Source organism: Rathayibacter sp. VKM Ac-2835 (assembly GCF_013266705.1).
Classification (GTDB): Bacteria; Actinomycetota; Actinomycetes; order Actinomycetales; family Microbacteriaceae; genus Rathayibacter.
In genome coordinates this window covers 744,863-771,470 of record NZ_JABSNQ010000001.1, presented here as the reverse complement: position 1 = coordinate 771,470, position 26,608 = coordinate 744,863, and the positions used below count along the sequence as shown (strand labels likewise).

Sequence of the window (26,608 nt, the reverse complement as noted above, 5' to 3'; positions counted from 1 at the left end):
GAGGGCGACGGTACGCGACCGATCTGAACTCCAGCCCCTCATCGGGGGAACTGAATCTGAGAACGACGACGCGATGTCCCGGTTCCTCTCACACAGGACGGCATGGTGCACGCTGATACTGTTCCACCGCCTCCGCCCCGGCGGACCGTCCACGTCCCCGCCCGAATCGGAACCAGATGCTCTCGCTCACCATCGTCACCCCCACGTACAACGAAGCGGACAACATCGGCGAGCTGCTGCGCCGGGTCGCCGCCGCCGTGGCCCGCGAGTCCGACGTCGTCGTCCGCTCGGTCGTCGTGGACGACTCGTCCCCGGACGGGACGGCGGAGAAGGCGCGCGCTCTGGCGGCCGAGCTGGAGACCCCGGCGTTCTCCGTGCAGGTGCTCGAGCGCGCGACGAAGGAGGGTCTGGGCGCGGCCTACCTCTGGGCGTTCGAGCGGATCCTCGAGGCCGAGGACGCCCCGGACTGCATCCTGCAGATGGACGCCGACCTCTCGCACGACCCGAAGTACCTCGCCGACTTCCTCCGCGAGGTGCGCGCGGGCGCCGACCTCGTCGTCGCGTCCCGCTACATCCCCGGCGGCGGCACCCCGGACTGGACACTGGACCGCAAGATCCTCAGCCGTGGCGGCAACGTCTACGCCCGCGCGATCCTCGGCTCGCGCCTCACCGACTGGACCGGTGGATTCAACCTCTTCAGCCGCGAGCTGCTCGAGCGCATCCACTTCGAGACGGTGGACGCCACCGGCTACGGGTTCCAGATCGCGCTGAAGCACCGCGCCCTGACCGCCGCGCGGCAGGTGCGCGAGATCCCCATCGTCTTCCTCGACCGCACCGAGGGGACCTCGAAGATCCCGGGCAACACCCTCCTGCGCAGCCTGCTGCTCGTCCTGCGCATCCGCCTCGGACGCGACGGGTCGCGATGACGGCTGCCGCCACCGTCCCCTCCCGCCGCTGGGCCGTCGTCCTCGAGGCGTCGGGACTGCTGCTCGTCCTCGCGGCGACGCTGCTCGTGCTCGGCCGGCTCTCCTCGACGCCGTGGTGGGAGTACCTGCTCTCGGACGGCGACTCGCTCGCGCTGCCGCTCCTGGTGCGCTCGGTCGCCGAGGGTGAGCCGTTCCAGTGGGTGATGACGAGTCAGCTCCTGCTGTTCCCGGAGCTCCCGCTCTACCTGGTGAGTCTCGCGCTGGCCGGCGGGTCGGTCGTCGGCGCGCTCGTGGTGAACGCGTTCGTCAACGCCGCCGCGCTCTACGGCTGCGTCCGCTGGCTCGCCGCCCGCGTGCTGGCCGGGCGCACCCGGCCGTGGCGGGTGAGCGCCGCCGCGCTGGCGACGGGCGTCGTCGTCGTGCTCGCGGCCACCGAGGGCCGGGGCCTGATCAACTCGGGCGCCTTCGCGAGCGGGATCCTGCTGACCACCTACTACTCCGGCGTCGCGCTGGCCGCCGTGCTCGCGCTCGCCCTGATGGCGGAGGCCAGCGGCGGCTTCGATCCTGCGCGGCCCCCGTCGCGGGTCCGCACGACGGGAGCGCTGATCGGGGCCGTCCTGGTGTCGGCGGCGACGACGCTCTCCAATCCGCTGTTCGCGCTCCAGTTCACCGCGCCGGCCGTCGTCTCGCTGCTGGCGGTGGTCGTGCTGCGGCGGATGTCCTGGCGGCGGGCGCTGCTGATCTCGGCCGTGCTGGTCGCCGGAGCGGGGATCGGCTACGCGGCGCGGGACGCGGTGGCGCGGTTCGTCGCCGTCGACGCCGCGACCTATCTGCACCTCGAGCGCGCGGGCGCCGCGGTGGACGGGTTCGTCCTGCAGCTGCGCGACGTCGGATCGGCTCCCACCGGCAAGCTCGAGATCCTGATCGTCGGCGTGCTCCTGCTGGCCGCGCTGCTCACTCTGGTCCTCGCGGTCGCGACCCAGGTGCGGCCGGAGACGCCGTGGGCGGTCGCCGACTCGAGCGTGGTCCTGGCGACCTTCGTGCTCGTCGCCTCCGCCTCGCTGGTCCTCGGGCAGATCCTCACCGGCAGCCTGGTCAGCCGCTACCTGCTGCCGCTCGCGGTCTTCCCCGCACTGATGCTGCTGCCCGCCTCGCAGGACTGGATCCCGCGCAGGATCGCCGCACGCGTCCGCCTGCTCCGGCCGCGGACGTTCTCGACCCCCGTGCGCGCGGTGCTCGCCGGGGCCGTGGCCCTCGTGGTCCTCTCCTCGGCCGTCGTCGCCGGCCCGGCGGTCGGCGCGGCCGCGGCGCGGGCCGGCAGCACGCCGGAGCGCGCCTGCCTCGAGCAGTGGATCGACGGGCGGGACGTCTCGGGCGTCGGCTCGTTCTGGAGCACCCGGCCGCTCGAGCTGTACGGGGACGCCTCCGTCGACGTGCAGCAGGTGAACTTCGACTTCACCGCGCAGCTCTGGATGAACAACGCCGCCTCCTACCGCGACCGCGACTTCAGCTACGTGCTCGCCGACCGGGAGCCGGACTGGGCGGAGCTCGCCCTCGGCCACCTCGGCGAGCCCGCGGGGATCACCGCGTGCCCGACCTTCGACGTCTACGACTACGCGGGCACCCCCGGCGAGACCGAGCTGAACCGCATCGTCGGCGCGAGCATCGAGAAGGCGAGCGCCGAGCGTGGCTTCTGAGAACCGCGAGGCGGAGCGCCCCCGCCTGCGCCGGATCGGCCGTGAGCTCGCCTGGGCGGTGGCGGCCTCGCTCGTCAGCGTGCTCGCGGCGATGGTCGCCCTCGGCGCGACGCCCGGCTCGCTCGCCGAGCGCTGGCGGGCGGGCGGCGACGACCAGATCCTGCACTACCTGCTGTTCCGGAGTGCGACCCAGGTCTTCCCGTTCGCCGAGAACGGCGCGCTCGGCTTCCCCTCCGGCTACAACTCCTTCTACACCGCGCAGTTCGACGTCGCGTCGGCGCTGACCGCGTCGGCCCTCGCGCTGGTGATCCACGACGGCTTCGCGCTGCTCAACGTGTTCTACCTGCTCACCTTCGCCTTCGTCGCGCTCACCGGCTACGCCTTCTTCCGCTGCCTGCGGGTGCCGGCCTGGTCGGCCGCCCTCGTCGCCGTCGTCTTCAGCCTCGCGCCGTACCACTTCCAGCGGATCGGGGCCGGGCACGCCTTCCTCGCGAACTACTGGGCGATCCCGCTGCTGGGCATCCTGATCCTGGTCGTCGCGGGCGAGCGCACCGATCCGTTCCTGGCCTGGCGGCGGCGCGGGGCGACCCGCCGGGCCCGCCTGCTGCGCGGCGCCGTCCCCGTCATCGTCCTGCCGCTGCTGGTCGCGACGACCGGCGGCTACTACTACGTCTTCAGTGTGCTGGTGCTCGGCGGCGTCTGGCTGCTCGGCGCCCTGGCCGGGCTCGCGAGTCGCGTCCCCCTGCGCGCGGTCCTCGCGCGCGTCCTCCCGCTCGGGGTGCTCGGCGTGCTCGTGGCGGGGGAGCTGGTCCTGCTCGGCGGCGACTGGGGGGAGCGCTACGCGCCCTACTTCGAGAGCCGCGGGGTGGGGGAGTCGGAGGACTTCGCCGGCAAGATCCTCTCGCTCTTCCTGCCGTGGCAGGGCACCGAGGTGCCGAAGATCGGCGCGCTGACGAACATCTACCAGGTGACCACGGCGGTGGCGGTGAACACCGAGCCGCCCGGGCTGCCGCTGATCGCGATCGCGGGGCTCTGCCTCCTGCTGGTCAGCCTGCCGATGCTCGGGCTGGTCGGGGGGCGCGCGCTCCGGGTCACCGCCTTCGGCCGCTTCGCCTCGGACGAGCACGTGCGGCTGCTCGCGGTGGCGGCGCTGTGGACGCTGCTGTTCTACGTGGTCACCGGGTTCGGGATGGCGGTCGCGCTGATCGCGGGCTCGACCATCCGGGCCTGGTCGCGGCTGTCCATCGTGCTGGCGCTGCTCGCGCTCGGCGTCGTGGCGATCGGGCTCGCGCGGATCGGCCGGCGCTGGATCCGGATCGCGGCGGTCGCCCTGATCGTGGTCGTCGGCGTGCTCGACCAGCTCGCGGGCGTGGCGCGGATGGTCCCGATCGCGCCGACCGAGGACGCCGAGATGACCTCGTTCGTCGCGCAGGCCGACGCCGCGCTGCCGGACGGCTGCGGCGTGGTGCAGCTGCCGATCAAGAGCTTCCCCGACAGCGGGTCGGTCGGGCGGATGGCCGACTACGACGAGGCGCTGCCGTACCTCTACACCGAGGGGGAGAACCTGGAGTGGAGCTACGGCGCGGTGCGCGGCACGACCGGCTTCGACGTCTTCGGCGGGGTCTCCACCCCCGAGGAGTTCGCCGCCGCCGTCGAGGCCAGCGGCGCGTGCGCCGTGTACGTCGACACGGCGGCCTACGTCGGCCGCGAGGGCGCCTGGTACGGCGACGTGCTGGCGGCGAGCGGCTCGCTCACGCCGGTCGCGCAGTCCTCGTCGGGGCGCTGGCTGGTCTTCGCGGTCGCGGGCTGACGGGGCGGGTCTCGAGACGCCGCTGCGCGGCTGCTCGACCAGCAGGAGAGGGGCGGGCATGCGCCTGCGTGCTGATCGAGCAGCCCGCGGAGCGGGCGTATCGAGATGATCCGCCGTCGTCAGGACTAGTACAGGCCCCAGGGCTGCGACGTGACGGCGAAGGGCTCGTCGTAGAAGTAGACGGTGTAGCCGCCGCGGACGATCCGCTCGTGCGGGGGCAGCAGGGTCGAGGTCCGCAGCTCCTGGTCGTTGTAGTCGCCGGTCGTGACGACGATCACCGGCGGGCCGTCGGCCTGCGCCAGGGCGTCGTAGCCCGGGTAGCGGCGGGTGACGAGGGCGGCGACGGTGACCTCCTCGTTCGTCGAGGCGGTCATCGCGTAGCTGAGCCAGTAGTCGCCCCAGACGTGCTCGGCGCCGCGGCGCTCGAGCAGCTCGACCACCGCGCGGTAGCCGCCGTCGAAGCGGTTCGAGGTGTCGCTCCGGAATCCCTCCGACCGGTCCCAGACCCCGGAGACGGTCAGCGCCGCCGCGACGAGCACCGCGACCAGGGCGACCGGTCGCCAGCGCGCGAGCAGCCAGGCGCCCGCGAGAGCGAACGCGGGCATCAGGAAGACGCTGTAGCGCACCGAGTCGTAGTCGAGGTCGAGTCCGGCGCCGAGGATCAGCACGGCGCAGAGCAGCATCGTGCCGGTGCCGACCAGCACCGGTGCGAGCCGCCGGCGGACGGCCCCGAGGACGACGAGTCCGGCGAGCAGGACGACCGCGGTCCAGCCGACGATCGAGTCGGCCGGCTCACCCGGGGCGACCGCGAACGCGACGGGGAGCATGTCGTGGAAGAGCGCGGTGACGCTGTCGATCGTCGGCTCCCAGTCGCTGGTGCCGGCGCCGAGCGGCGCGGTCGCACTCGAGCTGCGCAGCGCCTCCAGGAGCCACGGCGAGCCGGCGACGACCGCCGTGCCGATGCCCAGCAGCCAGTGCAGCGGCCGGCGGATGTCGCGGACCACCAGCGCGAGGACGGCCGGAGCGGCGAGCGCGACGCTCATCGGCGAGGTCCAGAGCGCGAGGCCGCTGAGCGCGCCCGCGGCGATCCAGGAGAGGAGCGGTCGCCGCAGCGACGCGGTGGCGACGGCGACGACGCCGAACGCGACCACGATGCTCGGCCCGTAGAAGCCCGGGTCCCTCGTCGACACCTGGAGCAGGACGACGCCGGGGAACCAGAACAGCAGCCCGGCCGTCGCACCCGCCACCGGACCGGCGAGCCGCCGGGCGATCACCCGCAGCAGGACGGCCGCGGCCAGGAACCACAGCGAGGACACGATCGCGAGCACCTCGATGTGCGCGCCGAAGACGAGCATCACGATCCCCGCCGTGGTCTGCAGCAGGGTGCCGCCGTAGGACTGGCCCCAGAAGAAGGCCGGGAGCTCCCCGTCCGCGACGTGCTTGGCCATCAGGTAGACCACCGCGTGGTCCGCGTCGAAGGTGTGCGCGGGGCTGAGGATGAAGAGGACGCGCAGGGCGAGTCCGACGGCCGCCAGGATCCAGAAGGCGAGGCCCGCCGAGTGGGCGCCGATCCACCGCAGCGTCCGGGTGCCGCGACCGGGAGACGGCGTGTCCTCGGTCGTCATCGTCAGCTCCCTGGGCGCCCGGGCCGACGGATCGCAGCCGCAGAGAATCTAGTGCATCCGGGTGAGCGGCACCCTCGCCGGGCGCCGGCCTCAGGGCCCCCGGACCGGCCCCGTGCTAACCTCTCCGATTGCCCGGCAGACGGGCGACATCCCCCTCCCCCTCATCGAAAGGCAGCCGTGCCCGCATCGCGTCGCTTCCTCCTGGCCGGCGGGGCGGGCTTCCTCGGCTCGAACCTCGCCGCCGAGATCCTCCGCCGGGGCGACGAGGTCGTCGTGATCGACGACCTGATCACCGGCTCCACCCGCAACATCGGCTCGCTGCTGGCCCACCCGTGCTTCAGCTTCGTCCAGGACGACGCCGCGAACGCGCTCGCCGTGCCCGGGTCGTTCGACGTGGTGCTGCACTTCGCGTCGCCGGCCTCGCCGCCGCGGTACCTGGCGCACCCGATCGAGACGCTGCACGCCGGCTCGACCGTGACCGAGGCGCTGCTCGAGGTGGCCAAGCGCGACGGCGCCCGCTTCGTCGTCTCCTCCACCTCGGAGGTCTACGGCGACCCGCACGTGCACCCGCAGCACGAGGAGTACTGGGGGAACGTCAACCCGAACGGGCCGCGCAGCGTCTACGACGAGGCCAAGCGCTACGCCGAGGCGATCACGTTCGCCTACCGCCGCTACTTCGACGTCGACACCGGCGTGGTGCGGATCTTCAACACCTACGGCCCGAACATGGACATCGACGACGGCCGCGCCGTCCCCGCGTTCGTGAAGGCCGCTCTGGCCGGCACGTCGATCCCGATGCACGGCGACGGCACCCAGACCCGCTCGCTGCTCTTCGTCGACGACCTCGTCGACGGGATCCTGCGGATGGCCGACTCGAAGGACGCGGGCCCGATCAACCTCGGCAGCGTCGACGAGCTCGAGCTGGGCGAGATCGCCCGCCGCATCGTCGCGCTCGTCGGCAGCGACTCGGAGATCCACTACGAGCCGCGCCCGATCGACGACCCGGAGCGCCGCAAGCCCGACATCACCAAGGCGCGCGAGATCCTCGGCTGGCAGCCGACGGTGCCCCTCGAGGACGGACTGGCGCGGACCATCGCCTGGTTCCAGGCCACCGTCGTCGCCGCGCCGTAGCCCGAGAGCCCGCCGCACCCCGCACCCCACCGCGCGCCGCAGCCCGCCGGGCGCCGTACGAGAGAGAATCCCGACGTGAAGCTTTCCATCCTCATGCCCGTCTACAACGAGCAGGCGACCCTCCAGAAGGCGGTCGACCGCGTCCTCGCGATCGAGTTCCAGGACGGCGTCGAGATCGAGTTCGTCGTCGTGAACGACGGCAGCCGCGACCGCACGAAGCAGATCCTCGACGCCCTGGAGGACCCGCGCATCCGCGTCTTCCACCAGAGCGTCAACCAGGGCAAGGGCGCCGCGATCAGCCGGGCCGTCCAGGAGGCCACCGGCGACTACGTCATCATCTGCGACGCCGACGAGGAGTACCGGCCCAGCGAGATCCCGACGCTGCTGCAGCCCGTCCTCGACGGCGAGGCGCAGCTGGTCTACGGCAGCCGCACCTTCGGCAGCCACACCTCGTTCTCCTACTGGTACGTCATCGGCAACAAGGGCGTGAACCTGATCACGAACGTCCTCTTCAACGCCTACGTCTCCGACGTCGAGACCTGCTTCAAGCTGATGCCGCTGAGCCTGTACCGCTCGCTCGAGATCAAGGAGAAGGGCTTCGGCATGGAGGCGGAGGTCACCGCGAAGCTCCTCGCCCGCGGCTACCGCCCCTACGAGGTCGGCATCAGCTACAAGGCCCGCACCCGCGAGGAGGGCAAGAAGATCACCGTCAAGGACGGCTTCGAGGCTCTCTGGATCCTCCTCAAGATCCGCGTCCGCGAGGGCTCCCGCACCCGCCCGCCGCAGCCCGCGGGGATCTGACCCCATGGCAGGCAAGGGCCCCGTCGCTCTCGCGAGGGCGCTCTACAGCGGCCTGATCTCGTACGTGCTGAAGTTCGGCGTCGTCGGGATCCTCGGCCTCGTCGTCGACGTCACCGTCTTCAACCTGCTGCGCGTCGGCGGGATCGGCGGGGAGCACGTCCTCTCCGGGCCGATCGGGGCCAAGGTCGTGGCGGTGGCCGCGGCGACCGTCGTCACCTGGTTCGGCAACCGCTACTGGACCTTCCGCGAGCACCGCCGGGCGAACTACCTGCTCGAGCTCGCCGAGTTCAGCGTGGTCGCGGTCGCCGGCATGCTGGTCAATCTGCTGCCGCTCTACATCTCGCACTACGTGCTCGGCTTCGACAACCTCGTCGCCGACAACATCTCGGCCAACGTGATCGGCCTCCTGCTCGCCACCGCGTTCCGCTTCGTGCTCTACCGCTTCTGGGTCTTCGGCCACCACCGCTCCGGCGGTGTCGTCGAGAAGCGCGAGGCCGAGATGGCGGCGGCGGCGCTGTTCGAGGACGACGCCGCGGCGGCGAGCGACACCGCGGCGATCAAGCTCCGCTGACGTGCCCGCCTACAATGGCGGGGTGCCTGAAGAGACGACTGCCCTCACGCCCGCCGGCGACGGTCCGGACACCGCGACCGCGGACGCCGCGACCGCGGCCGCCACGACTCCGGACGCCGCGACTCCGGACGCCCGGACCGCCGAGACGCGGACCCCGGAGACCGTCGAGGAGCTCCGCGCCCGCCTCGACGAGCTGCTGAACGACCCGCTCGACGAGTGGGCCGCGAACATGCACTTCGGCGGTGGCGCCCACTACGTCGCCGACTTCGAGAGCACGCTCTCCTGGCGGGTCACCCGCCCGCTGCGCGCGGCGCGCACCTTCCAGATCCGCGTGGGCCAGCTCGGTCTCCCGGGAGCGGTGCAGCACTCGATCCGCTACGCCCAGCGCCGTTTCGGCGGTCGCAGCCGGTGAACGCCGCCGACCTCGCGGGCCGTGACGCCCGCCGCGCCTTCGTGGTGCAGCGACTCGAGCAGATCGCGCCGTTCGTGCTCGAGGACCCCGAGCAGGCGGCCGACCTCGCTCTGCGCGGGCCCGGCCCCTTCCTCGACGAGATCGCGCGCACCGTCCAGCGGCGCGACTCCGACGACCTGACCTGGCTGTCGCTCACCGCCTTCCTCGGCGTCTACCCGGTGCCGCACCTGTTCAGCTGGTTCAAGCGCTCGCTGCAGCTCGCGAAGCCGCACGAGGCGATGCGGGTGTTCCTCGTCGCCGGCACACGCGCCTCCACGGGGTACCACGACCTCTCGACCACGCTCTCCGTCGTCACCGGCGCCGTCGTCGTCGACGTCGACTTCTGCGCGCGCAACTCGCACGCCACCGGCATCCAGCGCGTCGTCCGCCAGACGATGAAGCGCTGGCACCGCGACTACGACCCGATCCTCACCGCCTGGGAGCACGGGTCGATGGCCCTGCGCCGCCTCGGCGAGGGCGAGCTCGAGCGCGTGATCGACTTCGAGAAGAGCAGCACCCGGGAGTGGGATCCGGGCCGCCCCGAGCAGGTCGACTTCATCGTGCCGTTCCGCTCCACGCTCGTCCTGCCCGAGGTGCCGGTGATGGGGATCTGCGCGCCCCTCGCCGCGCTCGCCGAGTTCTCCGGCAACACGGTCAGCCTGATCGGCTACGACGCCATCCCCGTCGTCAGCGCGGACACCGTGCCGCCGCAGGAGAGCCTGCGCTTCGTCAACTACCTCACGGTCGTCAAGCACTCCAGCCGCGTCGCGGGCATCAGCGAGGCCGCGACGCAGGAGTTCGAGGGCTTCAACGCCGCGCTCCCCGCGCAGGGCCTCGAGGGCCCCGAGCTCTCGACGGTGTCCCTCCCGGTCGAGGCGCCCCCGCTGGACGGCGAGCACATCGAGGAGGAGGACGACCTCCCGCTCGTGCTCTCGGTCGGCAGCCACGAGCCGCGGAAGAACCACCTCGCGATCCTCTTCGCCGCCGAGGTGCTCTGGCGCGAGGGCAGGAGGTTCCGTCTGCGCTTCATCGGCGGCGGCAACCCGTGGGCGACGCAGGTCTTCGACGTGCGGATCCGCGAGGCCCAGCGCCGCGGTCGCACCGTGGAGGTCGTCCGCGGGGCCGGCGACGACGTGCTGCTCTCGTCCTACCGCAACGCGCGGTTCTTCGTCTTCCCCTCGACCCACGAGGGCTACGGGCTCCCGGTCGCCGAGGCGCTCGCCCTGGGGATCCCCGCCATCACCTCCGACCGCGGCTCGCTGGCCGAGATCGCGGCCGACGGCGGCTGCATCACCGTCGACCCGTACGACGACGACCAGCTCACCGCCGCTATGCGCGAGCTGCTCGACTCCGACGAGCGGGTCGCCGAGCTCACCGCCGAGGCGCACGCGCGCCCGAAGCGGACCTGGAACGACTACTCCGCCGAGCTGTGGACGGCCCTCGTGCCGTCCGCCTCGAGCGAGCAGGAGGAGAACGATGCGTGAGTCCACCGCCCTGGAGCGCCTGACGCTGCTGCTCGAGACGCTCGAGCCCACCACCGCGCCCGCGCGCGAGGTGCCGGCGCTCGTCCAGCAGGTCGCCGACGCGGTCGGCGAGCCGAGCTTCGCGCAGACCTGGCTGCTGCTCGCCGTGGTGAGCGCCGAGCTGCCGGTCCGCGAGCAGGTCGTCGAGTCGCGCCGCAGCGCCCGTCTCGACGGCGTCGCCGCGCTGCTGACCGGTCTGGTCAAGCCGACGCCTGCCTCCCGAGTGCTGGACGCCGTCCGCGCGCCGAGCACCGTCGTCATCGCCCGGCACGCCGTGCTGGTCGACGTGCACCACACCGCGCGCACGGGACTCGCGACCGGCATCCAGCGGGTCGTCCGCAACACGATCGTCGAGTGGAACAGCCGGCACGACATCGGCCTGATCGTCTGGGACGACGCGATGACGGGCTTCCGCGAGGTCGGCAACGAGCTCCGGACCAACGCCCTCTACGGCTCCGCGCCGGACGCCAAGCTCGACGCCCACGCACCCGTGGTCGTCCCGTGGGAGTCGCTCTACGTCCTCCCCGAGCTCGCGATCGAGGACGAGCGCAGCGGCCGTCTCGCCGCCTTCACGGAGTTCAGCGGCAACGCGACCACGATGATCGGCCACGACTGCGTGCCGCTGACCACCGCCGAGACCGCGCACGGCGGCATCAGCGGCCAGTTCCCGCGGACTCTCGTCGCCGTCTCGCACATGGACCGGGTCACCACCGTCTCCCGCGCCTCCGAGACCGAGTACCGCGGCTGGCGCGGCATGCTCGAGGGCGAGAAGGGGCCGGAGATCGACGCGATCCCGCTGCCCGCCTCGGCCGGCGGCGACGACGACTTCGACGAGGCCGCGACCCGCCTGACCCTCGGGGCCGTGGGTGACGAGCCGCTGGTGGTCTGCATCGGCAGCCACGAGCCGCGCAAGAACCACCTCGCCGTGCTGCACGCGGCCGAGCTGGCCTGGCGCTCAGGCGTCGAGTTCACGCTGGCCTTCATCGGCGGCAACGCCTGGAGCAGCGAGGAGTTCCAGGGGCGGATGCACGCCCTGCAGGACGAGGGCCGCCACGTCGACTCCTTCTCGGCGATCACCGACGAGCTGCTCTGGAGCGCCTACCGCAGCGCGACCTGCACGGTCTTCCCCTCGCTGAACGAGGGCTTCGGACTGCCCGTCGCCGAGTCGCTCGCCGTCGGCACGCCGGTGATCACCTCGGGCTTCGGCAGCATGAGGGACATCGCGGAGCAGGGCGGCGCGCTGCTCGTCGATCCGCGCGACGACCACTCGATCCGCGACGCGCTCGTCTCGCTCCTCACGGACGACGAGGTGCACGCCCGGCTCAGCGCCGAGGCGCGCGCCCGGGTCAACCGCACCTGGACCGAGTACGCCGACGAGGTCTGGACGTATGTCACGGCCGTCGCACCGGCGGGCGTCTCCACCCTCTGAACGCGGGCTCGCGGGCGCTGGGCCGTCCGCGGGCTCAGCGGTCCTCGAGCTCCCGGGCGGCGCGCATCAGCGCCTCCGCGGCGTCGCTCCACGGGGCGATCGGGCCGGGCTCGATCCGCCGGGGCCGCGCGAGAGCGGTCTCGATCGCCCCTCGGAGGGCGTCCTCGTCGCCGACCGGGACGAAGGTCGCTGCCGCCTCGTGACCGCGCAGTGCGTCGTGGATCCCCGGGATGTCGGAGACGAGGACGGGCGTCCCGGTGGCGACCGCCTCGAGGGCGGGCAGACCGAAGCCCTCGTGCAGCGAGACCAGCGCGAGGGCGTCCGCGCCGGTCATCAGCGCCGGCATCTCCTCGTCCTCGACGAACACCGGGGAGAGCCGCACGTCGGCTCCCGCTGCGCGGGCCTGCGCGACCGCCTCGCGGACGTCGTCGTCGTCCCAGGCCGTCGCGCCGACGATCAGCAGCGTGCAGCCGGCCGGGCGCTCGGCGGCCGCGAACGCGCGGATCAGCGCCGCGACGTTCTTCCGCGGCTCGACGGCGCCCACGTAGAGCAGGTAGCGCTCGGCGCCGACGCGCGCGGTGACCGCGGCCACCTCGTCGGCCGGCCGCGGGCGGAAGTCGGCCGAGTCCACCGTCGTCGGCAGGATGCGGAGCCGCTCGGCCGCGACACCGAGGTGCCGCTCGATCTCACCGGCGGCCGAGGGGGTCCCGGTGGCGACCAGGTCGGAGCGGGCGAGCCAGCCCGGCATCCGGGCGGACAGCAGCGCGCGACGGGCCGCGGGGACGAGGTCGGGGCGGACGGCGAAGCACGCGTCGTGGACGAAGGTGATCGCCCTCGAGCGGGAGCTGAGGGCCCAGTTGCGGTAGTTGGGGAAGAAGTACACCCCGCGGCCGAGCAGCGGGTCGATCGGCAGCCGCGTCCGGGTCAGCAGGCCGACCAGGCGCCGGGGGAGCGGGATCCCGCGCACCCGGAAGCCGAGTCCGTGCCGGGCGATCACCGCGGTCTCGGACGCGGGGGCGAAGAGCACCACCTCGACCTCGCGGCGGAACCGCTCCTCGCCGAGGGCGCGGAGCGTCTCGAGCAGCACGTGCCCGACCCCGGTGAGCCGCCCGGCCGCGAGCGGGCTCGCGTCGACGAGCAGCCGCACCCGGCGCGCGGTCACGCCCGGGTGACGCCGTCGACGGTGGCCGAGGCGGCGACGCTCACGAGGCCGACGCGCTTGTCGCTGCGCTCGACGGTGAAGCGGGCGCCGACCGGCACGCGGACGAACTCGCCGTTGCCGAGCGTCGATGCGGAGGCGTGCACCGCGTAGGTGCCGCCGCCGAAGCGGATGTCCGGGAGGGAGAACGTGATCGTGGTCTCCCCCGTCAGCGGCGGGTGCTCGAAGCCGAGGCGCATGGTGTTGGTGCCGAAGACCACCTGGCCGAGCGGGGTGTCGACGCCCATGCCCACGAACCAGTTCTCGACCGGGGCGCCGCTGAGCGGCCGCAGCGTGACCGACACCGTCAGGTCGTCGCCGGGGCGGAGGGTGCGGTTGCCCTCCTCGAGCGTCCCGCCCTCGAGCTCGACGCTGACGATCTCGGCGGCGGGCAGCGGCTCGGGCTCCTCGCCGGCCTCCTCGGCCTCGACGATCGCCTCGGCCGTCTCGCGCTCGACGCGCTCCTGGCGGGAGTTCTCGAAGCCGTTGCGCAGCACCTCGAGGCCGCGCGCGGTCTCGCCGTCGTAGATGACGTTGCCGTGCTGGAGGACGACGGTGCGGTCGCAGAGCTCGCCGACCTGCTCGAGCGAGTGGGTGACCAGCACGATGGTCTTGCCCGCGCGCTGGAAGGCGCGGATGCGGTCCATGCACTTGCGCTGGAACGGCTCGTCGCCGACCGCGAGGACCTCGTCGACGAGGAGGAGGTCCGGGTCGGTGTGGATGGCGATCGCGAAGGCGAGCCGCACGTACATGCCGGAGGAGTAGAACTTCACCTGGGTGTCGATGAAGTCGACGATCTCGGAGAACTCGACGATGGAGTCGAACTTGTCCTCGAGCTCCTTGCGGGAGAGGCCGAGGATCGCGCCGTTGAGGAACACGTTCTCGCGCCCGGTGAGGTCGGGGTGGAAGCCCGCGCCGAGCTCGAGCAGCGCCGCGAGCCGGCCGCGGCGCTCGACGGTGCCGGTGGTGGGCTGGATGATGCCGCCGATGAGCTTGAGCAGCGTGCTCTTGCCCGAGCCGTTCGCGCCGATCAGGCCGACCGTCGAGCCGAGCGGGATCTCGAGGTCGATGTCGCGCAGCGCCCAGAAGTCGTCACGGTGCTGCTTGCCGCGCCCGAAGTTGACGATGCGCTCCTTGACGCTCTTGTCCTTGCGGATGACGAAGCGCTTGGAGGCGTTCTGGACGCGGATGATCGTCGGCATCTCGACCGACTCGGGAAGGGCGACCTCGGACTCGAGCGTCATGGGATCAGATCTCCTGTGCGAAGTTGCCCTCGAGGCGGCGGAAGACGCGGTGGGCGAGCCACACGAGCACGACCCCGACGAGGAAGACGATGAAGAGGTGGAGGGCCATGTCGGCCGGCCACGGCTGACCGGCGACGGTGTTGAAGCTGCCGTCGGCCTGCTCGACCTGGGTCTCGCGCGAGCCCGGACCCCAGATCGCCCGCTGGAAGGCGAGCATCGCGTTGGTCATCGGGTTGAGCAGGTAGATCTGCTCGAGCCAGCCCGGAACGGTCTGCACGACGAAGGACCACGCGTAGGTGATCGGCGAGAGCCAGAAGAAGATCAGGAGGCCGACCTCGACGAGGAACTGGACGTCGCGGAGGTAGACGTTGAGCGCCGAGAGCGCGAGGGCGAGCGCCAGGCCGTAGACCAGGGTGACCGCGAGCGCCGGGATGATGAAGAGCAGCTGCCAGCTGACGTTGAGCGCCCCGAGCGCGACGGCCCCGACGATCAGCACCAGGAACTGCACGGCGAAGTTGAACAGCGCGGCGCCGATGGTGGCGACCGGGAAGATCTCGCGCGGCAGGTAGACCTTCTTGATCAGTCCCGCGTTGGCGAGGATCGAGGTCGTGCCGGTCGCGACGATCTCGCTGAAGAGGTTCCACAGCGTCAGGCCGCAGAAGACGAAGATCGCGAAGACCGGGATGCCGCGGGCCGCGCCGAGGAACTGGCCGATCGCCACGTAGTAGATCATCAGCATCACGAGCGGGCGGATGAGGGTCCAGACGAAGCCGAGGCTCGAGTCCTTGTAGCGCGCCTTCAGCTCGCGGTTGACGAGCAGGCGGAGCAGCTCGCGGTGCCGGAAGATGTCGATCAGCGACGAGACGAAGCCGCCGGAGCGCTGACCCGGCTGGGTCCCGCTCTGGTGGAACGGCTCCTGTGCGATCGCGTCGACGCGGTCGGCCGCGCGCGTGATCGTCGTTTTCCTGCTGCTCATCGGACTCCCAGCCCTAGCACTGCCGGGGCGGCAGCCAGATCATTGTACGTAACCCCTGCGCCGCCGTACCTCGACGGGCGCGGGACGGGTCGAGGTGCTCAGCCCGCGGCGCGGGCGAGCTCGAGGTCGTGCTCGACCATGCGGGCGACGATCTCCTCGAAGGCGACCGTCGGCGCCCAGCCGAGCTCGGTCCGGGCCTTCGACGCGTCGCCGCGCATCTCGGGGGCGTCGACGGGGCGGGCGAAGCGCGGATCGATGCGGATCCGGTCCTCCCACTCGTCGATGCCGGCGGCCGCGAAGGCGGCGGCGACGAACTCGCGGACCGAGTGCGCGACGCCGGTCGCGACGACGTAGTCGCCGCTCGCCTCGGCGCGCGAGGCGCGGACGAGCGCGTCGACGTAGTCGGGCGCCCAGCCCCAGTCGCGGCGGGCGTCGAGGTTGCCGAGCGAGAGCTCCGTGGCGGTGCCGGCGGCGATCGCGGCGGCTCCGGCCGTGATCTTCCGGGTGACGAAGCCCTCGGGTCGGCGGGGCGACTCGTGGTTGTAGAGGATCGCGGACGACGCGTGCAGCCCGCGGCCGCGGTAGACGCCGACGAGGAGGTGCGCGAACGCCTTCGCTGCGCCGTAGGGGGAGACGGGGCGGATCGGCGTCGACTCCGTCTGCGGGTTGTCGGTCGCCGCTCCGAAGATCTCCGAGGAGGAGGCCTGCACGAAGCGCACCTCGCGGCCCGCCGAGTCCTGCAGGGCCAGCGAGGCCTCGAGCAGCGCGGCGACGGCCGTGCCGGTCACCTCGGCGGTCAGCACCGGCTCCTGCCAGGACTGCGCCACCGAGGAGATCCCCGCGAGGTGGAAGACCACGTCGGGTCGCGCCTCGGCGACCACCCGGCCGAGGCCGGCGGCGTCGCGGAGGTCGCCCTGGAACGGGCGGACGGCGGCGGGCAGGGACGCGTCCTCGTCGCGGACGAGCGCGGAGACCTCCCAGCCGTCGGCGAGCAGACGCTCGACGAGGTAGCCCCCGTCCTGTCCGCTCGCCCCGGTGACGAACGCTGCGGGCACGGCGGCTACTTGATCAGCGCGGACTGCTCGGCGAGGTCGTTCTCGACCATCATCGAGACCAGCTCCGGGAAGGAGACCTTGGGCTGCCAGCCGAGCACGTCGCGCGCCTTCGCCGGGTCGCCGATGAGCAGGTCGACCTCGGCCGGGCGCATGAACGCGGGGTTCTGCGTGACGTAGGGGGTCCAGTCCTCGATGCCGACGTGGTTGAAGGCGATGTCGAGGTACTCGCGGATTTCGTGGGTCTCGCCGGTGGCGACCACGTAGTCGTCGCCCTCGGGCTGCTGCAGCATCCGCCACATCGCGTCGACGTAGTCGCCGGCGAAGCCCCAGTCGCGCTTGGCGTCCAGGTTGCCGAGCTCCAGCGTCTCCTGGAGGCCGAGCTTGATGCGGGCCACCGCGAGGCTGATCTTGCGGGTGACGAACTCCGGGCCGCGGCGGGGCGACTCGTGGTTGAAGAGGATGCCCGACGAGGCGTGCATGCCGTAGGACTCGCGGTAGTTGATGGTCATGTAGTGACCGAAGACCTTGGCGACGCCGTAGGGCGAGCGCGGCCAGAGGAGCGTCTCCTCGCTCTGGGGGACCTGCTGGACCTTGCCGAACATCTCGGACGAGGACGCCTGGTAGAACTTCACGCGCGACATGTCGTCGCCGGCGTAGAGGCGGACGGCCTCGAGGATGTTGAGCACGCCCTTGCCGGTCACGTCGGTCGTGAGCGACGCGTTCTCCCACGAGTAGGCGACGAACGAGATCGCGCCGAGGTTGTAGACCTCGTCGGGCTGCGAGGCGGCGAGCACGCGCACGAGGCTCGACACGTCGGTCAGGTCACCGGTGAGCAGCGTCACCTCGGGGACGGTGCGGCGGACGAGCTCGTACTTGGGGTTGTTCTGCCCTCGGACGAGCCCGAAGACCTCGTAGCCCTTCTCGAGCAGCAGCTCGGCGAGGTAGAGGCCGTCCTGGCCGGTGATTCCGGTGATCAAAGCGCGGGGCACGTGGTGGTCCGTTTCGTCGGGGTCGGTGACAGCGGGCTACATACTACCCACCGGCCTCCGCCGGGCCGGGGAGCGACGCCGCCGAGGGTCCGCGGGACGGCACCCGGGCGCGGGTATCCTGACCCGGCCCGCACCTCGACAGTGCCTCGACCCGATCGGACGCCATGCCGGAACGCCTCGCCGTCACGCTCGCCGTGCTCACCGTCGACCCCGGGGGGATGGGCGGCGGCGAGACCTACGCCCGCGCGCTGACCCGGCTGCTCGTCCCGAGGCCGGGGGAGGAGGGGCTGCGCGTGCAGGCGCTCGTCCCGGAGAACGCCCGCGGCTTCAGCGAGGGCGTGCCCGAGATCGTCGCCGAGGGCGTCGTCAGCGGGGCCGGCCACCGCCGCCGCGCGACCGGCATGCTGCAGGCGCTCGCCCGCACCGTCCGGCTCCGTCGGCTGCTCGGGCCGGACGAGATCCTCTACTTCCCCTTCACCGTCCCGCTGCCCTGGCCCTCGCGCCGGCAGGGGCACGTGCAGATGGTCTTCGACCTGCAGCACCGCGATCTGCCGCAGCTCTTCCCGCGCGTCGAGCGCGTCTTCCGGCGGATCGCCTACGAGGCCACCGCCCGCCGCGCCGACGCGATCATCACCATCAGCGCCTTCACCAAGGGGCGGATCGTCGAGCTGCTCGGGATCCCGGAGGAGCGGATCCACGTGTCGCACCTCGGTGTCGACACCGAGCGGTTCCGCCCGCACCTGGGCGAGCGCGAGGACTTCGTCTTCTACCCGGCGCGCGCCTGGCCGCACAAGAACCACCCCCGGCTGTTCGAGGCGATGCGGCTGCTCCGCGCCGACGGCCACGACCTGCGCCTGGTGCTCACCGGCGGCGACCTGGACAGGCTCGGCCCGCTGCCCGACTTCGTCGAGTGGCGCGGGCACGTGGGCGCCGAGGAGCTGGCGGAGATCTACCGGCGCGCCGCGGTCCTCGCCTTCCCGAGCCTCTACGAGGGGTTCGGCTTCCCGCCGATCGAGGCGATGGCCTCGGGCTGCCCGGTGGCGGCCGCCGACTCCGGATCGCTGCCCGAGATCTGCGGCGACGCCGCCGTGCTCGTCGATCCGCTCGAGCCGCGCTCGATCGCGGACGGGATCCTCGAGGCGATCGAGCGCTCCGCCGAGCTGGGCGCGAAGGGCGTCGAGCGAGCGGCCCGGTTCAGCTGGGAGCGCTGCCGCGAGGAGCACCTGGCGGTGCTGCGGGCTGTCGGGGCAGCCCGCCGGGCCGGTCGCCGGGGTGCAGGAGCCGCCGCCAGCTGAGACCCTGCGCGGCCCGCATCGCGCAGATCACCAGCAGCAGCCAGCCGGCGTCGACCAGGAGCGCGCTCTCGGCGAGTGAGGTGACGACGAGGACGCTCAGCACCATCACGGGCCAGACGTGCACGACGGCCTTGCGCTCGGAGGCGATGATCCACGAGCGCCAGAGGGCGAGGCCGACGAGCACGAGGAAGAGCGCGACCCCGACGACGCCCACCTGCAGCGCGAGGTCGAAGAGCGCGTTGAGGCTCGAGGAGTGCGGCCGGCCGGAGAGGAAGTCGATCGCGTTGAACGGGTAGAGGTCGGTCCGCCAGTAGCCGACCCAGCCCCAGCCGATGATCGGGGCGAGATCGGTGAAGCGCCAGACCTGCTGCCAGAGGGTGATCCGGAACTCGAACTCGCTGCCGGCGTTGAGCAGGTCGACGATCCGGAAGCGGAAGAGCCAGGCGGTGAGCGCGGAGGCGGTGACCACCGCGAGCGTCGTGTACTGCCGGCGCCGGCGCTGGTCGCCGGTGCCCCGGCGCACCCAGCGGAGGATGAGCGCCACGACCGCCGCGACGACGAGGACGCCGGCGCTGACCGCCGAGCGGGTGAGCACCAGCGTGACCACCGCGAGGGCCAGGGAGGCGAGCGCCGGGCCGCGCGCGACCGACCGGGTCATCAGCTCGACCGAGAAGGTGACGATCGCCAGGAGGCAGACCAGCCCGAGCTGGTTGCGGGTCCCGACGAGGCCCTGGATCGGGCCACCGGCGGCGAGCAGGCCCTCGACGCCGAGGAAGCGCAGCGGCCGGTCGATCAGGACTCCGGAGAGCACCTCGACCGCCAGCGAGCCGATCAGCACGACGCGCATCACGTCGCCGACCGCGCGGATCACCTGGATGATGTCGCGGGTGAGCCCGATCGCGATCGCGAGGAAGGCGAGGGCGAGCTGGTAGAGCACGCTCGAGGCGGTCGCCCACTGATAGCCGCTCCAGAGCGTGCTGAGGGCGATCCAGCCGAGGAAGACCAGGATGCTGGTCGGCAGCAGCCCCTCCCAGTCGAGCAGCTCGCGCCGCAGCACGAGCATGACGGCGGCGAGGGCGGTGAGCGTGGCGATCGCGGCGATGTAGCCGGGCCAGCCGATCATCCCCCGCACCGCGGGGGCGCAGAGCACGACGACGAGGGACGTCTGCGCGAGGGCCGCCGCGAACTGCGGGGACGCCAGCGCGTCCGCCAGGGCGGCGGGCAGAGCGGACAGCCGTCCGCCCGTCATCGGGCCGTGCGCTGGCCGGCGAGGGGGATGGGCTCGGCGGCGAGCGCGTCCTCCTCCTCGTTGGCGGGCTGCTTGGTCAGGACCGCCAGGGCCACCAGGAGGAGCCAGCCGCTCTCGATCAGGAGCCGGCTCTCGAACAGCGCCTGCGCGAGCAGGGCGACGATCAGCAGGAGCGGGGCGAGCGAGACGGCCGAGTAGGGCAGCGCGGCCGTCGCGCTGCGGCGGGGGCGGTCGACGGCGCGGAACCAGGCGCGCCAGAGGGTGGAGACGACGAGGGCGCTGAAGAGCACCAGCCCGACGATCCCGAGCTGGAACCAGACGTCGAGCCAGGCGTCGTGCGCCTGCAGGTACAGGACGCCCTTGCGCTCGGCGAGGGTGTCGAACGGCGCGGCCCAGGGCGCCCAGTAGCTGACCCAGCCCCAGCCGAGGACGGGCCGCTCGGCGGCCAGGGCCGAGACCGAGCGCCAGATGTCGAGGCGGCCCGTCGCGTCCTCGCTCTTGCCGAGCAGTCCCAGCAGGGTGCCCCAGCCGGCGAGCGCGCCGCCGGCGAGGACGACGGCGGTCGCTGCGGCCGTGACGTAGACGGGCCGCCGCTCCGACTCGCCGCGGCGCCGCGCCCAGAGCGCGAAGGCCGCCGCGGCCGCCACGGCGACGACGCAGAGCAGCACGGTGGCGGAGCGGGTGAGCAGGAGCGCCGCCGCGAACAGGACGATCCAGACGACGCCCCAGCGAGGACGGAGGCTGCGGGCGGCGAGCTCGATCAGCGCGACGATCAGGCCGAGCAGGGCGAGGAAGCCGAGCAGGTTGCGGTTGCCGACGAGGCCCTGGATCGGCTCGCCGGTGAAGAGGGCGGCCTGCGACCAGTAGAAGGCGTCCGGGATGCGGCCGGCCGGCAGATCGATGACGAACGGCAGCACGGGCGCGCGGACCACGACGGCGACGACGAGCTCGAACAGGAGCGAGGCGCCGACGGTGATCCGCAGCGCGCGGCCGAGAGCGCTCACGAACTGCGCCGTGCTGAGCGTCAGGGCCAGCGCGACCGCGCCGAGGGACGTGGCGAGCTGCGCGACGACGCCGATGGCGCTCGCTCCGGGGTAGGCCGACCAGAGCAGCGAGAGCACGGCGAGGGCGAGGAACCCGAGGAGCGCCTTCGGGGTGCGGCTCCAGCGCAGGCGCGGCCGGACGCGGACCAGCACGACGACGACCCCGACGAGCAGCGCCGCGACGACGACGCCCCAGCCCCACCAGCCGGCGAGATTCCGCAGCGCCTGACCGCCGAGCATCACGGTGAGCACGGCCACCGCGAGCGCTCGGGGAGCGGCGGGCGCGGCGCGTCGGATCATGGCGAACAGTCTAGGGAGCGGGGGGCCGGCGAGCGGGCGGGCCGCCGCTCAGACGAACGCCGCGCTGCCCGTGATCGCGCGGCCCACGATCAGCGTGTTCATCTCCCGGGTGCCCTCGTAGGAGTAGAGCGCCTCGGCGTCGGCGAAGAACCGCGCCACCCCGTAGTCGAGGACGATGCCGTTGCCGCCCATCACCTCGCGGCACCAGGCGACCGTCTCGCGCATCCGCGCCGTCGTGTACGCCTTCGCGAGCGCGGAGTGCTCGTCGCGCTGCTCGCCGGCGTCGAGCATCTCGGACACCCGCGTGGCCAGGGCGATGCTCGCGGTGATGTTGCCGATGCTCTTGACCAGCAGGTCCTGCACCAGCTGGTGGCCGACCAGCGGCTTGCCGAACTGCACCCGCTCGCGGGCGTAGCGCAGGGCGGCGTCGTAGGCGCCGATCGCGACGCCGATCGCCTGCCAGGCGACCTCGGCGCGGGTCAGCCGCAGGACCTTCGCGGTGTCGCGGAACGAGTTCGCGCCCTGCAGGCGCAGCGACTCCGGCACGCGGACCCCCTCGAGCACGATGTCGGCGTTCTGCACGGTGCGCAGGCTCTGCTTGCGGGCGATGGCCGTGGCGCGGTAGCCCGGCGTGGAGGTGGGGACGAGGAAGCCCTTCACCTGGCCGTCGGCGACGTCCTTCGCCCAGATGACGGTGACGTCGCTGAAGGTCGCGTTGCCGATCCAGCGCTTCTCGCCGTCGAGGATCCAGGTGCCGCCCTCGCGGCGGGCCGTGGTGCGCAGGCCCTGCGCGGAGTCGGAGCCGGAGTGCGGCTCGGTCAGCCCGAAGGCGCCGATCACGTCGCCCGAGGCGAGCTTGGGCAGCCACTCGGCGCGCTGCTCCTCGGAGCCGGCGACGCCGACCGTCCCCATCACGAGGCCGTTCTGCACGCCGACGTAGGTGGCGATGCTCGCGTCGACCCGGCCGAACTCGAGCGCGACCCAGCCGCGGAACACCGACGAGTTCTCGATCGCCCGGGTCTCGGGCCAGGAGAGGCCGATCACTCCGGTGGCGTGGATCCCGGGGATCAGCTGGCGCGGGAACTCCGCGCGCTCCCAGTACTCGTCGGCGATCGGCCGGACCTGCTCCTCGAGGAACGCGCGCACGCCGACCAGGAGCTCCTTCTCGGCGGGGGTGAGCCGCGCCTCGAAGCCGTAGAAGTCGGCGTCGAGCAGTTCGAAGGTCGTGCTGTCCATGGTTCATCGCTCCATCGCTCGGGCGCGCAGCGACTCGGCCCGCAGGAGCGGCGGCGGTGCGGCTCCTCCCAGCGTACGAAGGGGGTGCCCGGGCGGCACGGACGCTGGCGATCGGCGCCAAGCGGCGGCCGCTCCTCCGGGGCCGCTCTTGTAGATCCTGCTAGCGTCGGGCCCGGCCCGCCCCGGCAGGATCCGGACGGTGCCGCCTCGCACACCGCCCCCGGAACGGAAGGCCCTCGCCGTGTTCATCCCGATCGGCAACACCCCCCGCGACTACGCCTGGGGCTCGCTCACCGGCATCTCGGACGCCCTCGGCACCGCGGCGTCCGGCCGTCCCGAGGCGGAGCTCTGGCTGGGGGCGCACCCGGGCTCGCCGGCCCGCATCCTCGACCCCGCCTCGGTCGGCGCGTCGACCCTCGCCGAGTGGATCGCCCGCGAGCCCGAGACGGCGCTCGCCGGAGTGGCGGGGTCGGTCGACCCCGTGTCCGGCGCCCCGCGGCTGCCGTTCCTGCTGAAGATCCTCGCGGCCGGTGCGCCGCTCTCGCTGCAGGCGCACCCGTCGTCGGAGACGGCGCAGCGCCGCTTCGTCGAGGAGGACGAGGCCGGCGTCCCGCGCGACGCGGCCGAGCGCAACTACAAGGACCCGTTCCACAAGCCGGAGCTGATCTACGCGCTGACGGAGAGCTTCGACGCGCTCTGCGGCTTCCGCGAGCTCGTCGGCACGCGGGCCCTCCTGGCCGAGCTGGCCGGCCGTGCGACGGGGGAGCAGGCGGCGGCGATCGAGCGGTTCTCCGCGGAGCTCGACGGCGAGCCGGCGGTCGTCCTGCGCCGGGCGGTCTCGTGGCTGCTCGCCGACGGCGACCGCGACGAGGTCGCGGCGCTGATCGCAGCGGTGGTGGCGGCGTCCGAGGGTGACGACCGGCTCGAGACCGCGACGGTGCGCTCGCTCGCCGAGGCCTACCCGGGCGACCCGGGCGTCGTGCTCTCGCTGCTGCTCAACCGCGTGCGTCTCGCCCGCGGCGAGGTGCTGTACCTGCCCGCCGGCAACATCCACGCCTACCTCGCGGGCACCGGGGTCGAGCTGATGGCCGCCTCCGACAACGTCCTGCGCGGCGGGCTGACCCCCAAGCACATCGACGTGCCCGAGCTGGTCGACGTGCTCGAGTTCTCGCCGCTGCCGGTGCCCTACCTGCAGGCCGAGGAGCCGGCGCCGGGCCTGCGCGTCTACCGGCCGGACGTGCCGGACTTCCTCCTCGCCGTCGTCGAGCCGGCCACGGACGAGCCGGTGCGCGTCGAGCTCGACGGGCCGGCGATCGCGATCGCCACCGCCGGGTCGTTCACCGTGCAGGGCGCGGAGGGCTCCGTCACCGTCGAGCGCGGCGGCAGCGTCTACATCACACCGGCCGAGCGCGCCCTCTCGGTCGCCGGCAGCGGCACCCTCTTCGTCGCCACGGTCTGACCGGCGGCGGTCAGGAGGCGGCGGCGGCCGCCGGCGCGAAGGTGCGGCGGTAGGCGGCCGGCGTCGTCTGCAGCACGCGGGTGAAGTGGTGGCGGAGGACGGCGGCGGTGCCGAAGCCGACGCGGACGGCGATCGCCTCGAGCGTCAGGTCGGACTCCTCCAGCAGATGCTGTGCGCGGAGGAGGCGCTGGCGGTTCAGCCACGCGAGCGGCGTCGTGCCCAGGTCGGCGCGGAAGCGGCGGGCGAACGTGCGGGGCGACATCAGCGCGCGCCGCGCCAGGACGTCGATGTTCAGCTCCTCGTCGAGGTGGCGCAGCATCCACTCGGTGACCTCGGCGAGCGAGTCCGCGCGCGCCTCCGGCATCGGCGTCGGGATGAACTGCGCCTGGCCGCCGTGGCGCTGCGGCGGCACCACCATGCGGCGTGCGACGACGTTCGCGGCCGCGGCGCCGAGCTCCTCCCGGACGACGTGCAGGCAGGCGTCGATCCCCGCCGCGGTGCCGGCGCCGGTGACGATCCGGCCCTCCTGCACGAACAGGACGTCCGGGTCGACGTCGACGGCCGGGTAGCGCCGGGCGAGCTCGTCGGCGTGCATCCAGTGCGTCGTGGCCCGCCGCCCCTCGAGCAGACCGGCCTCGGCGAGCACGAAGGCGCCGCTGCACACGCTCAGGATCCACGCTCCCCGCTCGTGGGCGCGCCGCAGGAGGGCGAGCACCCGCTCGTCGACCTGGCCGAGCGGATGCGCGGGCACGGCGATCAGGTCGGCGTCCTCGGCCGCGTCGAGTCCCTCGGAGATCACCAGGTCGAAGCCGAGGGAGGTGCGCACCGGCCCCGGATCCGCGGTCGCGATCCGGAAGTCGAAGACCGGTCCGCCGTGGTCGCGACGATCGATCCCGAAGACCTCGCAGACCACGCCGAACTCGAACGGGGCGACACCGGGCAGGGCGAGGACGGCGACGGAGCGGAGCATGGCGGCAGGATATCCCCGCACCGCGAGATCCCGCCACCTGTGCGCCTCCGCCCCGCCGCTAGGGTTGCGTCGGTGCGCGCGCGGCGCCCCGTCATCGAGGAGGATCCACATGGCATGGCTGGTCACCGGCGGCGCCGGGTACATCGGAGCGCACGTGGTGCGCGCGTTCGCCGAGCAGGGCATCGACCCCGTCGTCCTCGACGATCTGTCGTCCGGCCACGAGGGGTTCGTCCCCGAGGGTGTGCCGTTCCACCGCGGCTCGATCCTCGACGAGGCGCTGCTGGACGAGGTCTTCGCGCAGCACGACATCGAGGGCGTCGTCCACGTCGCCGGCTTCAAGTACGCGGGGGTCTCGGTGCAGCGCCCGCTGCACACCTACGAGCAGAACGTCACCGGCACGATGCGCGTGCTCGCCGCGATGGAGCGCGCCGGCGTCCGCTCGATCGTCTTCTCCTCCAGCGCCGCGGTCTACGGTGCGGTCGACGTCGAGCTCGTCACGGAGAGCACCCCGAAGAGCCCGGAGTCGCCCTACGGCGAGTCGAAGCTGATCGGCGAGTGGCTGCTCGCCGACGCCGGCCGGGCGCACGGGGTGCGCCACGCCTCCCTCCGCTACTTCAACGTCGTCGGCTCCGGCTACCCCGACGTCTACGACACCAGCCCGCACAACCTCTTCCCCCTCGTCTTCGAGGCGCTCCTGGCCGGCCGCACGCCGCGGATCAACGGCGACGACTACCCGACCCCGGACGGCACCTGCGTCCGCGACTACATCCACGTCGCCGATCTCGCCCTCGCCCACGTCGCGGCCGCCCGCCGGCTCTCCGCCGGCGAGCCGATCGACCCCGTCTACAACCTGGGCAGCGGCTCCGGCGCCTCGGTCGGCGAGATCATGACGGCGATCGCCGACAGCACCGGCATCGCCTTCACCCCCGAGGTGGCTCCGCGCCGCCCGGGCGACCCGCCCCGCATCGTCGCGTCGGGGGAGACCGCCGCCCGCGACCTCGGCTGGGAGATGCGCCACACGGTCGCCGAGATGGTCGAGAGCGCCTGGCGCGCCCGCAGCGCCGCGACGTCCTGACGCCCGCCGGGAGCTTCGACACGGTCGCGACACGCCGGTGTGTCGTGAACCCTCCACGGCGGGTTGAGGGTTTATGGTCCGCGACTTGACCTCAGCGAATGACACCGATGTAATTACTGAGGCAGCCGCTCCGGGAGGAGCCGGTCGCCGATCATGTTCGCGGGCGGGGTAGGAGACGGTATGGCGATTCCCGACAGCGTCTCCGGACGTGACATCGGCGGCGGCAGCGGCTCCGAGATGCGGGCGGTCCCCGAGGACTGGTTCGTCGATCCGGTCCGGCTCGGCGTGCCCGGTGTCCGCCAGGGCATCGACTCCGACAGCCAGGCGCCCGGCGGCGTGCTGTCGTGGCAGGTCGACTCGCTCTGCGCCCAGACCGACCCCGAGGCGTTCTTCCCCGAGAAGGGCGGATCGACGCGCGACGCGAAGAAGATCTGCACCTCCTGCGAGGTCCGGGCCCAGTGCCTCGAGTACGCCCTGGAGAACGACGAGCGCTTCGGCATCTGGGGCGGTCTCTCCGAGCGCGAGCGTCGCAAGCTGCGCCGTCGGGCGTGACGA

23 protein-coding genes are annotated in these 26,608 nt (G+C 72.7%); 13 read left to right on the top strand and 10 right to left on the bottom strand.

The window, feature by feature from the left end:
- Positions 1-176: 176 nt before the first annotated feature.
- Genes HRK28_RS03515 through HRK28_RS03505 form a run of 3 tightly spaced genes read left to right on the top strand, consistent with a single transcriptional unit; the run spans position 177 to position 4,433 of the window.
- A complete protein-coding gene (locus tag HRK28_RS03515) occupies positions 177-926 on the top strand; it encodes a polyprenol monophosphomannose synthase (RefSeq protein WP_173250433.1) in 750 nt (249 codons plus the stop codon).
- The gene (locus HRK28_RS03510) at positions 923-2,623 is read left to right on the top strand and encodes a hypothetical protein (RefSeq protein WP_173250432.1); all 1,701 of its coding nucleotides are present in this window, start codon (positions 923-925) and stop codon (positions 2,621-2,623) included. The genes HRK28_RS03515 and HRK28_RS03510 overlap by 4 nt, the downstream gene beginning before the upstream one ends.
- Entirely contained in the window at positions 2,613-4,433 is a 1,821-nt protein-coding gene (locus HRK28_RS03505; RefSeq protein WP_173250431.1) for a hypothetical protein, read from the top strand. The genes HRK28_RS03510 and HRK28_RS03505 overlap by 11 nt, the downstream gene beginning before the upstream one ends.
- A gap of 125 nt (positions 4,434-4,558) precedes the next feature.
- On the opposite strand, the gene HRK28_RS03500 is transcribed toward HRK28_RS03505, so the two are convergent.
- On the bottom strand, positions 4,559-6,058 hold the full coding sequence (locus HRK28_RS03500) for a glycosyltransferase family 39 protein (RefSeq protein ID WP_173250430.1): 1,500 nt from the start codon (positions 6,056-6,058) through the stop codon (positions 4,559-4,561).
- Between the two features lie 177 nt (positions 6,059-6,235).
- On the opposite strand from HRK28_RS03500, the gene HRK28_RS03495 reads away from it, so the two are divergent.
- The 6 genes from HRK28_RS03495 (at position 6,236) to HRK28_RS03470 (ending at position 11,964) form a co-directional block, all read left to right on the top strand.
- Positions 6,236-7,189 (top strand): NAD-dependent epimerase/dehydratase family protein, encoded by a 954-nt coding sequence (locus HRK28_RS03495; RefSeq protein WP_173250429.1) that lies wholly within the window; start codon positions 6,236-6,238, stop codon positions 7,187-7,189.
- Positions 7,190-7,264: 75 nt separating this feature from the next.
- The gene (locus HRK28_RS03490) at positions 7,265-7,990 is read left to right on the top strand and encodes a glycosyltransferase family 2 protein (RefSeq protein WP_217274388.1); all 726 of its coding nucleotides are present in this window, start codon (positions 7,265-7,267) and stop codon (positions 7,988-7,990) included.
- Positions 7,991-7,994: 4 nt separating this feature from the next.
- Positions 7,995-8,561 carry a GtrA family protein gene (locus HRK28_RS03485; RefSeq protein WP_160088092.1) on the top strand — a complete coding sequence of 189 codons (567 nt, stop codon included), beginning with the start codon at positions 7,995-7,997 and terminating at the stop codon, positions 8,559-8,561.
- A 22-nt stretch (positions 8,562-8,583) separates the two neighbouring features.
- The gene (locus HRK28_RS03480) at positions 8,584-8,973 is read left to right on the top strand and encodes a hypothetical protein (RefSeq protein WP_173250428.1); all 390 of its coding nucleotides are present in this window, start codon (positions 8,584-8,586) and stop codon (positions 8,971-8,973) included.
- Entirely contained in the window at positions 8,970-10,496 is a 1,527-nt protein-coding gene (locus HRK28_RS20715) for a glycosyltransferase family 1 protein (RefSeq protein WP_160088096.1), read from the top strand. The genes HRK28_RS03480 and HRK28_RS20715 overlap by 4 nt, the downstream gene beginning before the upstream one ends.
- On the top strand, positions 10,489-11,964 hold the full coding sequence (locus HRK28_RS03470) for a glycosyltransferase family 1 protein (protein ID WP_173250427.1): 1,476 nt from the start codon (positions 10,489-10,491) through the stop codon (positions 11,962-11,964). Before HRK28_RS20715 ends, HRK28_RS03470 begins: the two co-directional genes overlap by 8 nt.
- A 34-nt stretch (positions 11,965-11,998) precedes the next feature.
- Here HRK28_RS03470 and HRK28_RS20710 read toward each other — a convergent pair whose 3' ends face one another.
- The 5 genes from HRK28_RS20710 to HRK28_RS03445 all read right to left on the bottom strand — a co-directional run bounded on the left by HRK28_RS20710 (position 11,999) and on the right by HRK28_RS03445 (position 17,426).
- Entirely contained in the window at positions 11,999-13,126 is a 1,128-nt protein-coding gene (locus tag HRK28_RS20710) for a glycosyltransferase family 1 protein (RefSeq protein WP_173250426.1), read from the bottom strand.
- Complete coding sequence (locus HRK28_RS03460) at positions 13,123-14,406, bottom strand: ABC transporter ATP-binding protein (protein WP_254304492.1); 1,284 nt, start codon at positions 14,404-14,406, stop codon at positions 13,123-13,125. The genes HRK28_RS20710 and HRK28_RS03460 overlap by 4 nt, the downstream gene beginning before the upstream one ends.
- Positions 14,407-14,410: 4 nt before the next feature.
- On the bottom strand, positions 14,411-15,382 hold the full coding sequence (locus HRK28_RS03455; RefSeq protein ID WP_160088102.1) for an ABC transporter permease: 972 nt from the start codon (positions 15,380-15,382) through the stop codon (positions 14,411-14,413).
- Between the two features lie 98 nt (positions 15,383-15,480).
- Complete coding sequence (locus HRK28_RS03450) at positions 15,481-16,437, bottom strand: GDP-mannose 4,6-dehydratase (RefSeq protein ID WP_173250425.1); 957 nt, start codon at positions 16,435-16,437, stop codon at positions 15,481-15,483.
- Between the two features lie 5 nt (positions 16,438-16,442).
- Positions 16,443-17,426: a GDP-mannose 4,6-dehydratase gene (locus HRK28_RS03445; protein WP_160088106.1), complete on the bottom strand. Its 984-nt coding sequence runs from the start codon at positions 17,424-17,426 to the stop codon at positions 16,443-16,445.
- A 164-nt stretch (positions 17,427-17,590) separates the two neighbouring features.
- Between HRK28_RS03445 and HRK28_RS03440 the strand changes: the two genes are divergently transcribed.
- Positions 17,591-18,721, top strand: coding sequence for a glycosyltransferase family 1 protein (locus HRK28_RS03440; protein WP_173250424.1), 1,131 nt, complete (start codon positions 17,591-17,593; stop codon positions 18,719-18,721).
- Here the strand turns inward: HRK28_RS03440 and HRK28_RS03435 are convergent.
- The 3 genes from HRK28_RS03435 to HRK28_RS03425 are packed head-to-tail and all read right to left on the bottom strand — an operon-like array spanning position 18,621 to position 22,549.
- On the bottom strand, positions 18,621-19,970 hold the full coding sequence (locus HRK28_RS03435) for an O-antigen ligase (protein ID WP_173250423.1): 1,350 nt from the start codon (positions 19,968-19,970) through the stop codon (positions 18,621-18,623). The genes HRK28_RS03440 and HRK28_RS03435 overlap by 101 nt on opposite strands.
- A complete protein-coding gene (locus tag HRK28_RS03430; RefSeq protein WP_173250422.1) occupies positions 19,967-21,313 on the bottom strand; it encodes an O-antigen ligase in 1,347 nt (448 codons plus the stop codon). Before HRK28_RS03430 ends, HRK28_RS03435 begins: the two co-directional genes overlap by 4 nt.
- A 48-nt stretch (positions 21,314-21,361) precedes the next feature.
- Positions 21,362-22,549 carry an acyl-CoA dehydrogenase family protein gene (locus tag HRK28_RS03425; RefSeq protein WP_173250421.1) on the bottom strand — a complete coding sequence of 396 codons (1,188 nt, stop codon included), beginning with the start codon at positions 22,547-22,549 and terminating at the stop codon, positions 21,362-21,364.
- A gap of 241 nt (positions 22,550-22,790) precedes the next feature.
- On the opposite strand from HRK28_RS03425, the gene manA reads away from it, so the two are divergent.
- A complete protein-coding gene (gene manA, locus HRK28_RS03420; protein ID WP_160088116.1) occupies positions 22,791-24,008 on the top strand; it encodes a mannose-6-phosphate isomerase, class I in 1,218 nt (405 codons plus the stop codon).
- A 10-nt stretch (positions 24,009-24,018) separates the two neighbouring features.
- Here the strand turns inward: manA and HRK28_RS03415 are convergent, their stop codons facing one another.
- Positions 24,019-24,978, bottom strand: coding sequence for a GlxA family transcriptional regulator (locus tag HRK28_RS03415; RefSeq protein WP_173250420.1), 960 nt, complete (start codon positions 24,976-24,978; stop codon positions 24,019-24,021).
- Between the two features lie 109 nt (positions 24,979-25,087).
- On the opposite strand from HRK28_RS03415, the gene galE reads away from it, so the two are divergent.
- Positions 25,088-26,053: a UDP-glucose 4-epimerase GalE gene (gene galE, locus HRK28_RS03410; RefSeq protein WP_173250419.1), complete on the top strand. Its 966-nt coding sequence runs from the start codon at positions 25,088-25,090 to the stop codon at positions 26,051-26,053.
- Between the two features lie 237 nt (positions 26,054-26,290).
- A complete protein-coding gene (locus HRK28_RS03405) occupies positions 26,291-26,605 on the top strand; it encodes a WhiB family transcriptional regulator (protein ID WP_173250975.1) in 315 nt (104 codons plus the stop codon).
- Positions 26,606-26,608: the final 3 nt, after the last annotated feature.

Excerpts from the sequence above, each read along its gene's own strand:
- HRK28_RS03425 (WP_173250421.1), bottom strand. The coding sequence starts at position 22,549 with ATGGACAGCACGACCTTCGAACTGCTCGACGCCGACTTCTACGGCTTC.
- galE (WP_173250419.1), top strand. The coding sequence starts at position 25,088 with ATGGCATGGCTGGTCACCGGCGGCGCCGGGTACATCGGAGCGCACGTG.
- HRK28_RS03470 (WP_173250427.1), top strand. The coding sequence starts at position 10,489 with ATGCGTGAGTCCACCGCCCTGGAGCGCCTGACGCTGCTGCTCGAGACG.
- HRK28_RS03500 (WP_173250430.1), bottom strand. The coding sequence starts at position 6,058 with ATGACGACCGAGGACACGCCGTCTCCCGGTCGCGGCACCCGGACGCTG.
- HRK28_RS03485 (WP_160088092.1), top strand. The coding sequence starts at position 7,995 with ATGGCAGGCAAGGGCCCCGTCGCTCTCGCGAGGGCGCTCTACAGCGGC.
- HRK28_RS03435 (WP_173250423.1), bottom strand. The coding sequence starts at position 19,970 with ATGACGGGCGGACGGCTGTCCGCTCTGCCCGCCGCCCTGGCGGACGCG.
- HRK28_RS03515 (WP_173250433.1), top strand. The coding sequence starts at position 177 with ATGCTCTCGCTCACCATCGTCACCCCCACGTACAACGAAGCGGACAAC.
- HRK28_RS03415 (WP_173250420.1), bottom strand. The coding sequence starts at position 24,978 with ATGCTCCGCTCCGTCGCCGTCCTCGCCCTGCCCGGTGTCGCCCCGTTC.
- HRK28_RS03510 (WP_173250432.1), top strand. The coding sequence starts at position 923 with ATGACGGCTGCCGCCACCGTCCCCTCCCGCCGCTGGGCCGTCGTCCTC.
- HRK28_RS03460 (WP_254304492.1), bottom strand. The coding sequence starts at position 14,406 with ATGACGCTCGAGTCCGAGGTCGCCCTTCCCGAGTCGGTCGAGATGCCG.
- HRK28_RS03455 (WP_160088102.1), bottom strand. The coding sequence starts at position 15,382 with ATGAGCAGCAGGAAAACGACGATCACGCGCGCGGCCGACCGCGTCGAC.
- HRK28_RS03430 (WP_173250422.1), bottom strand. The coding sequence starts at position 21,313 with ATGATCCGACGCGCCGCGCCCGCCGCTCCCCGAGCGCTCGCGGTGGCC.
- HRK28_RS03440 (WP_173250424.1), top strand. The coding sequence starts at position 17,591 with ATGCCGGAACGCCTCGCCGTCACGCTCGCCGTGCTCACCGTCGACCCC.
- HRK28_RS03405 (WP_173250975.1), top strand. The coding sequence starts at position 26,291 with ATGCGGGCGGTCCCCGAGGACTGGTTCGTCGATCCGGTCCGGCTCGGC.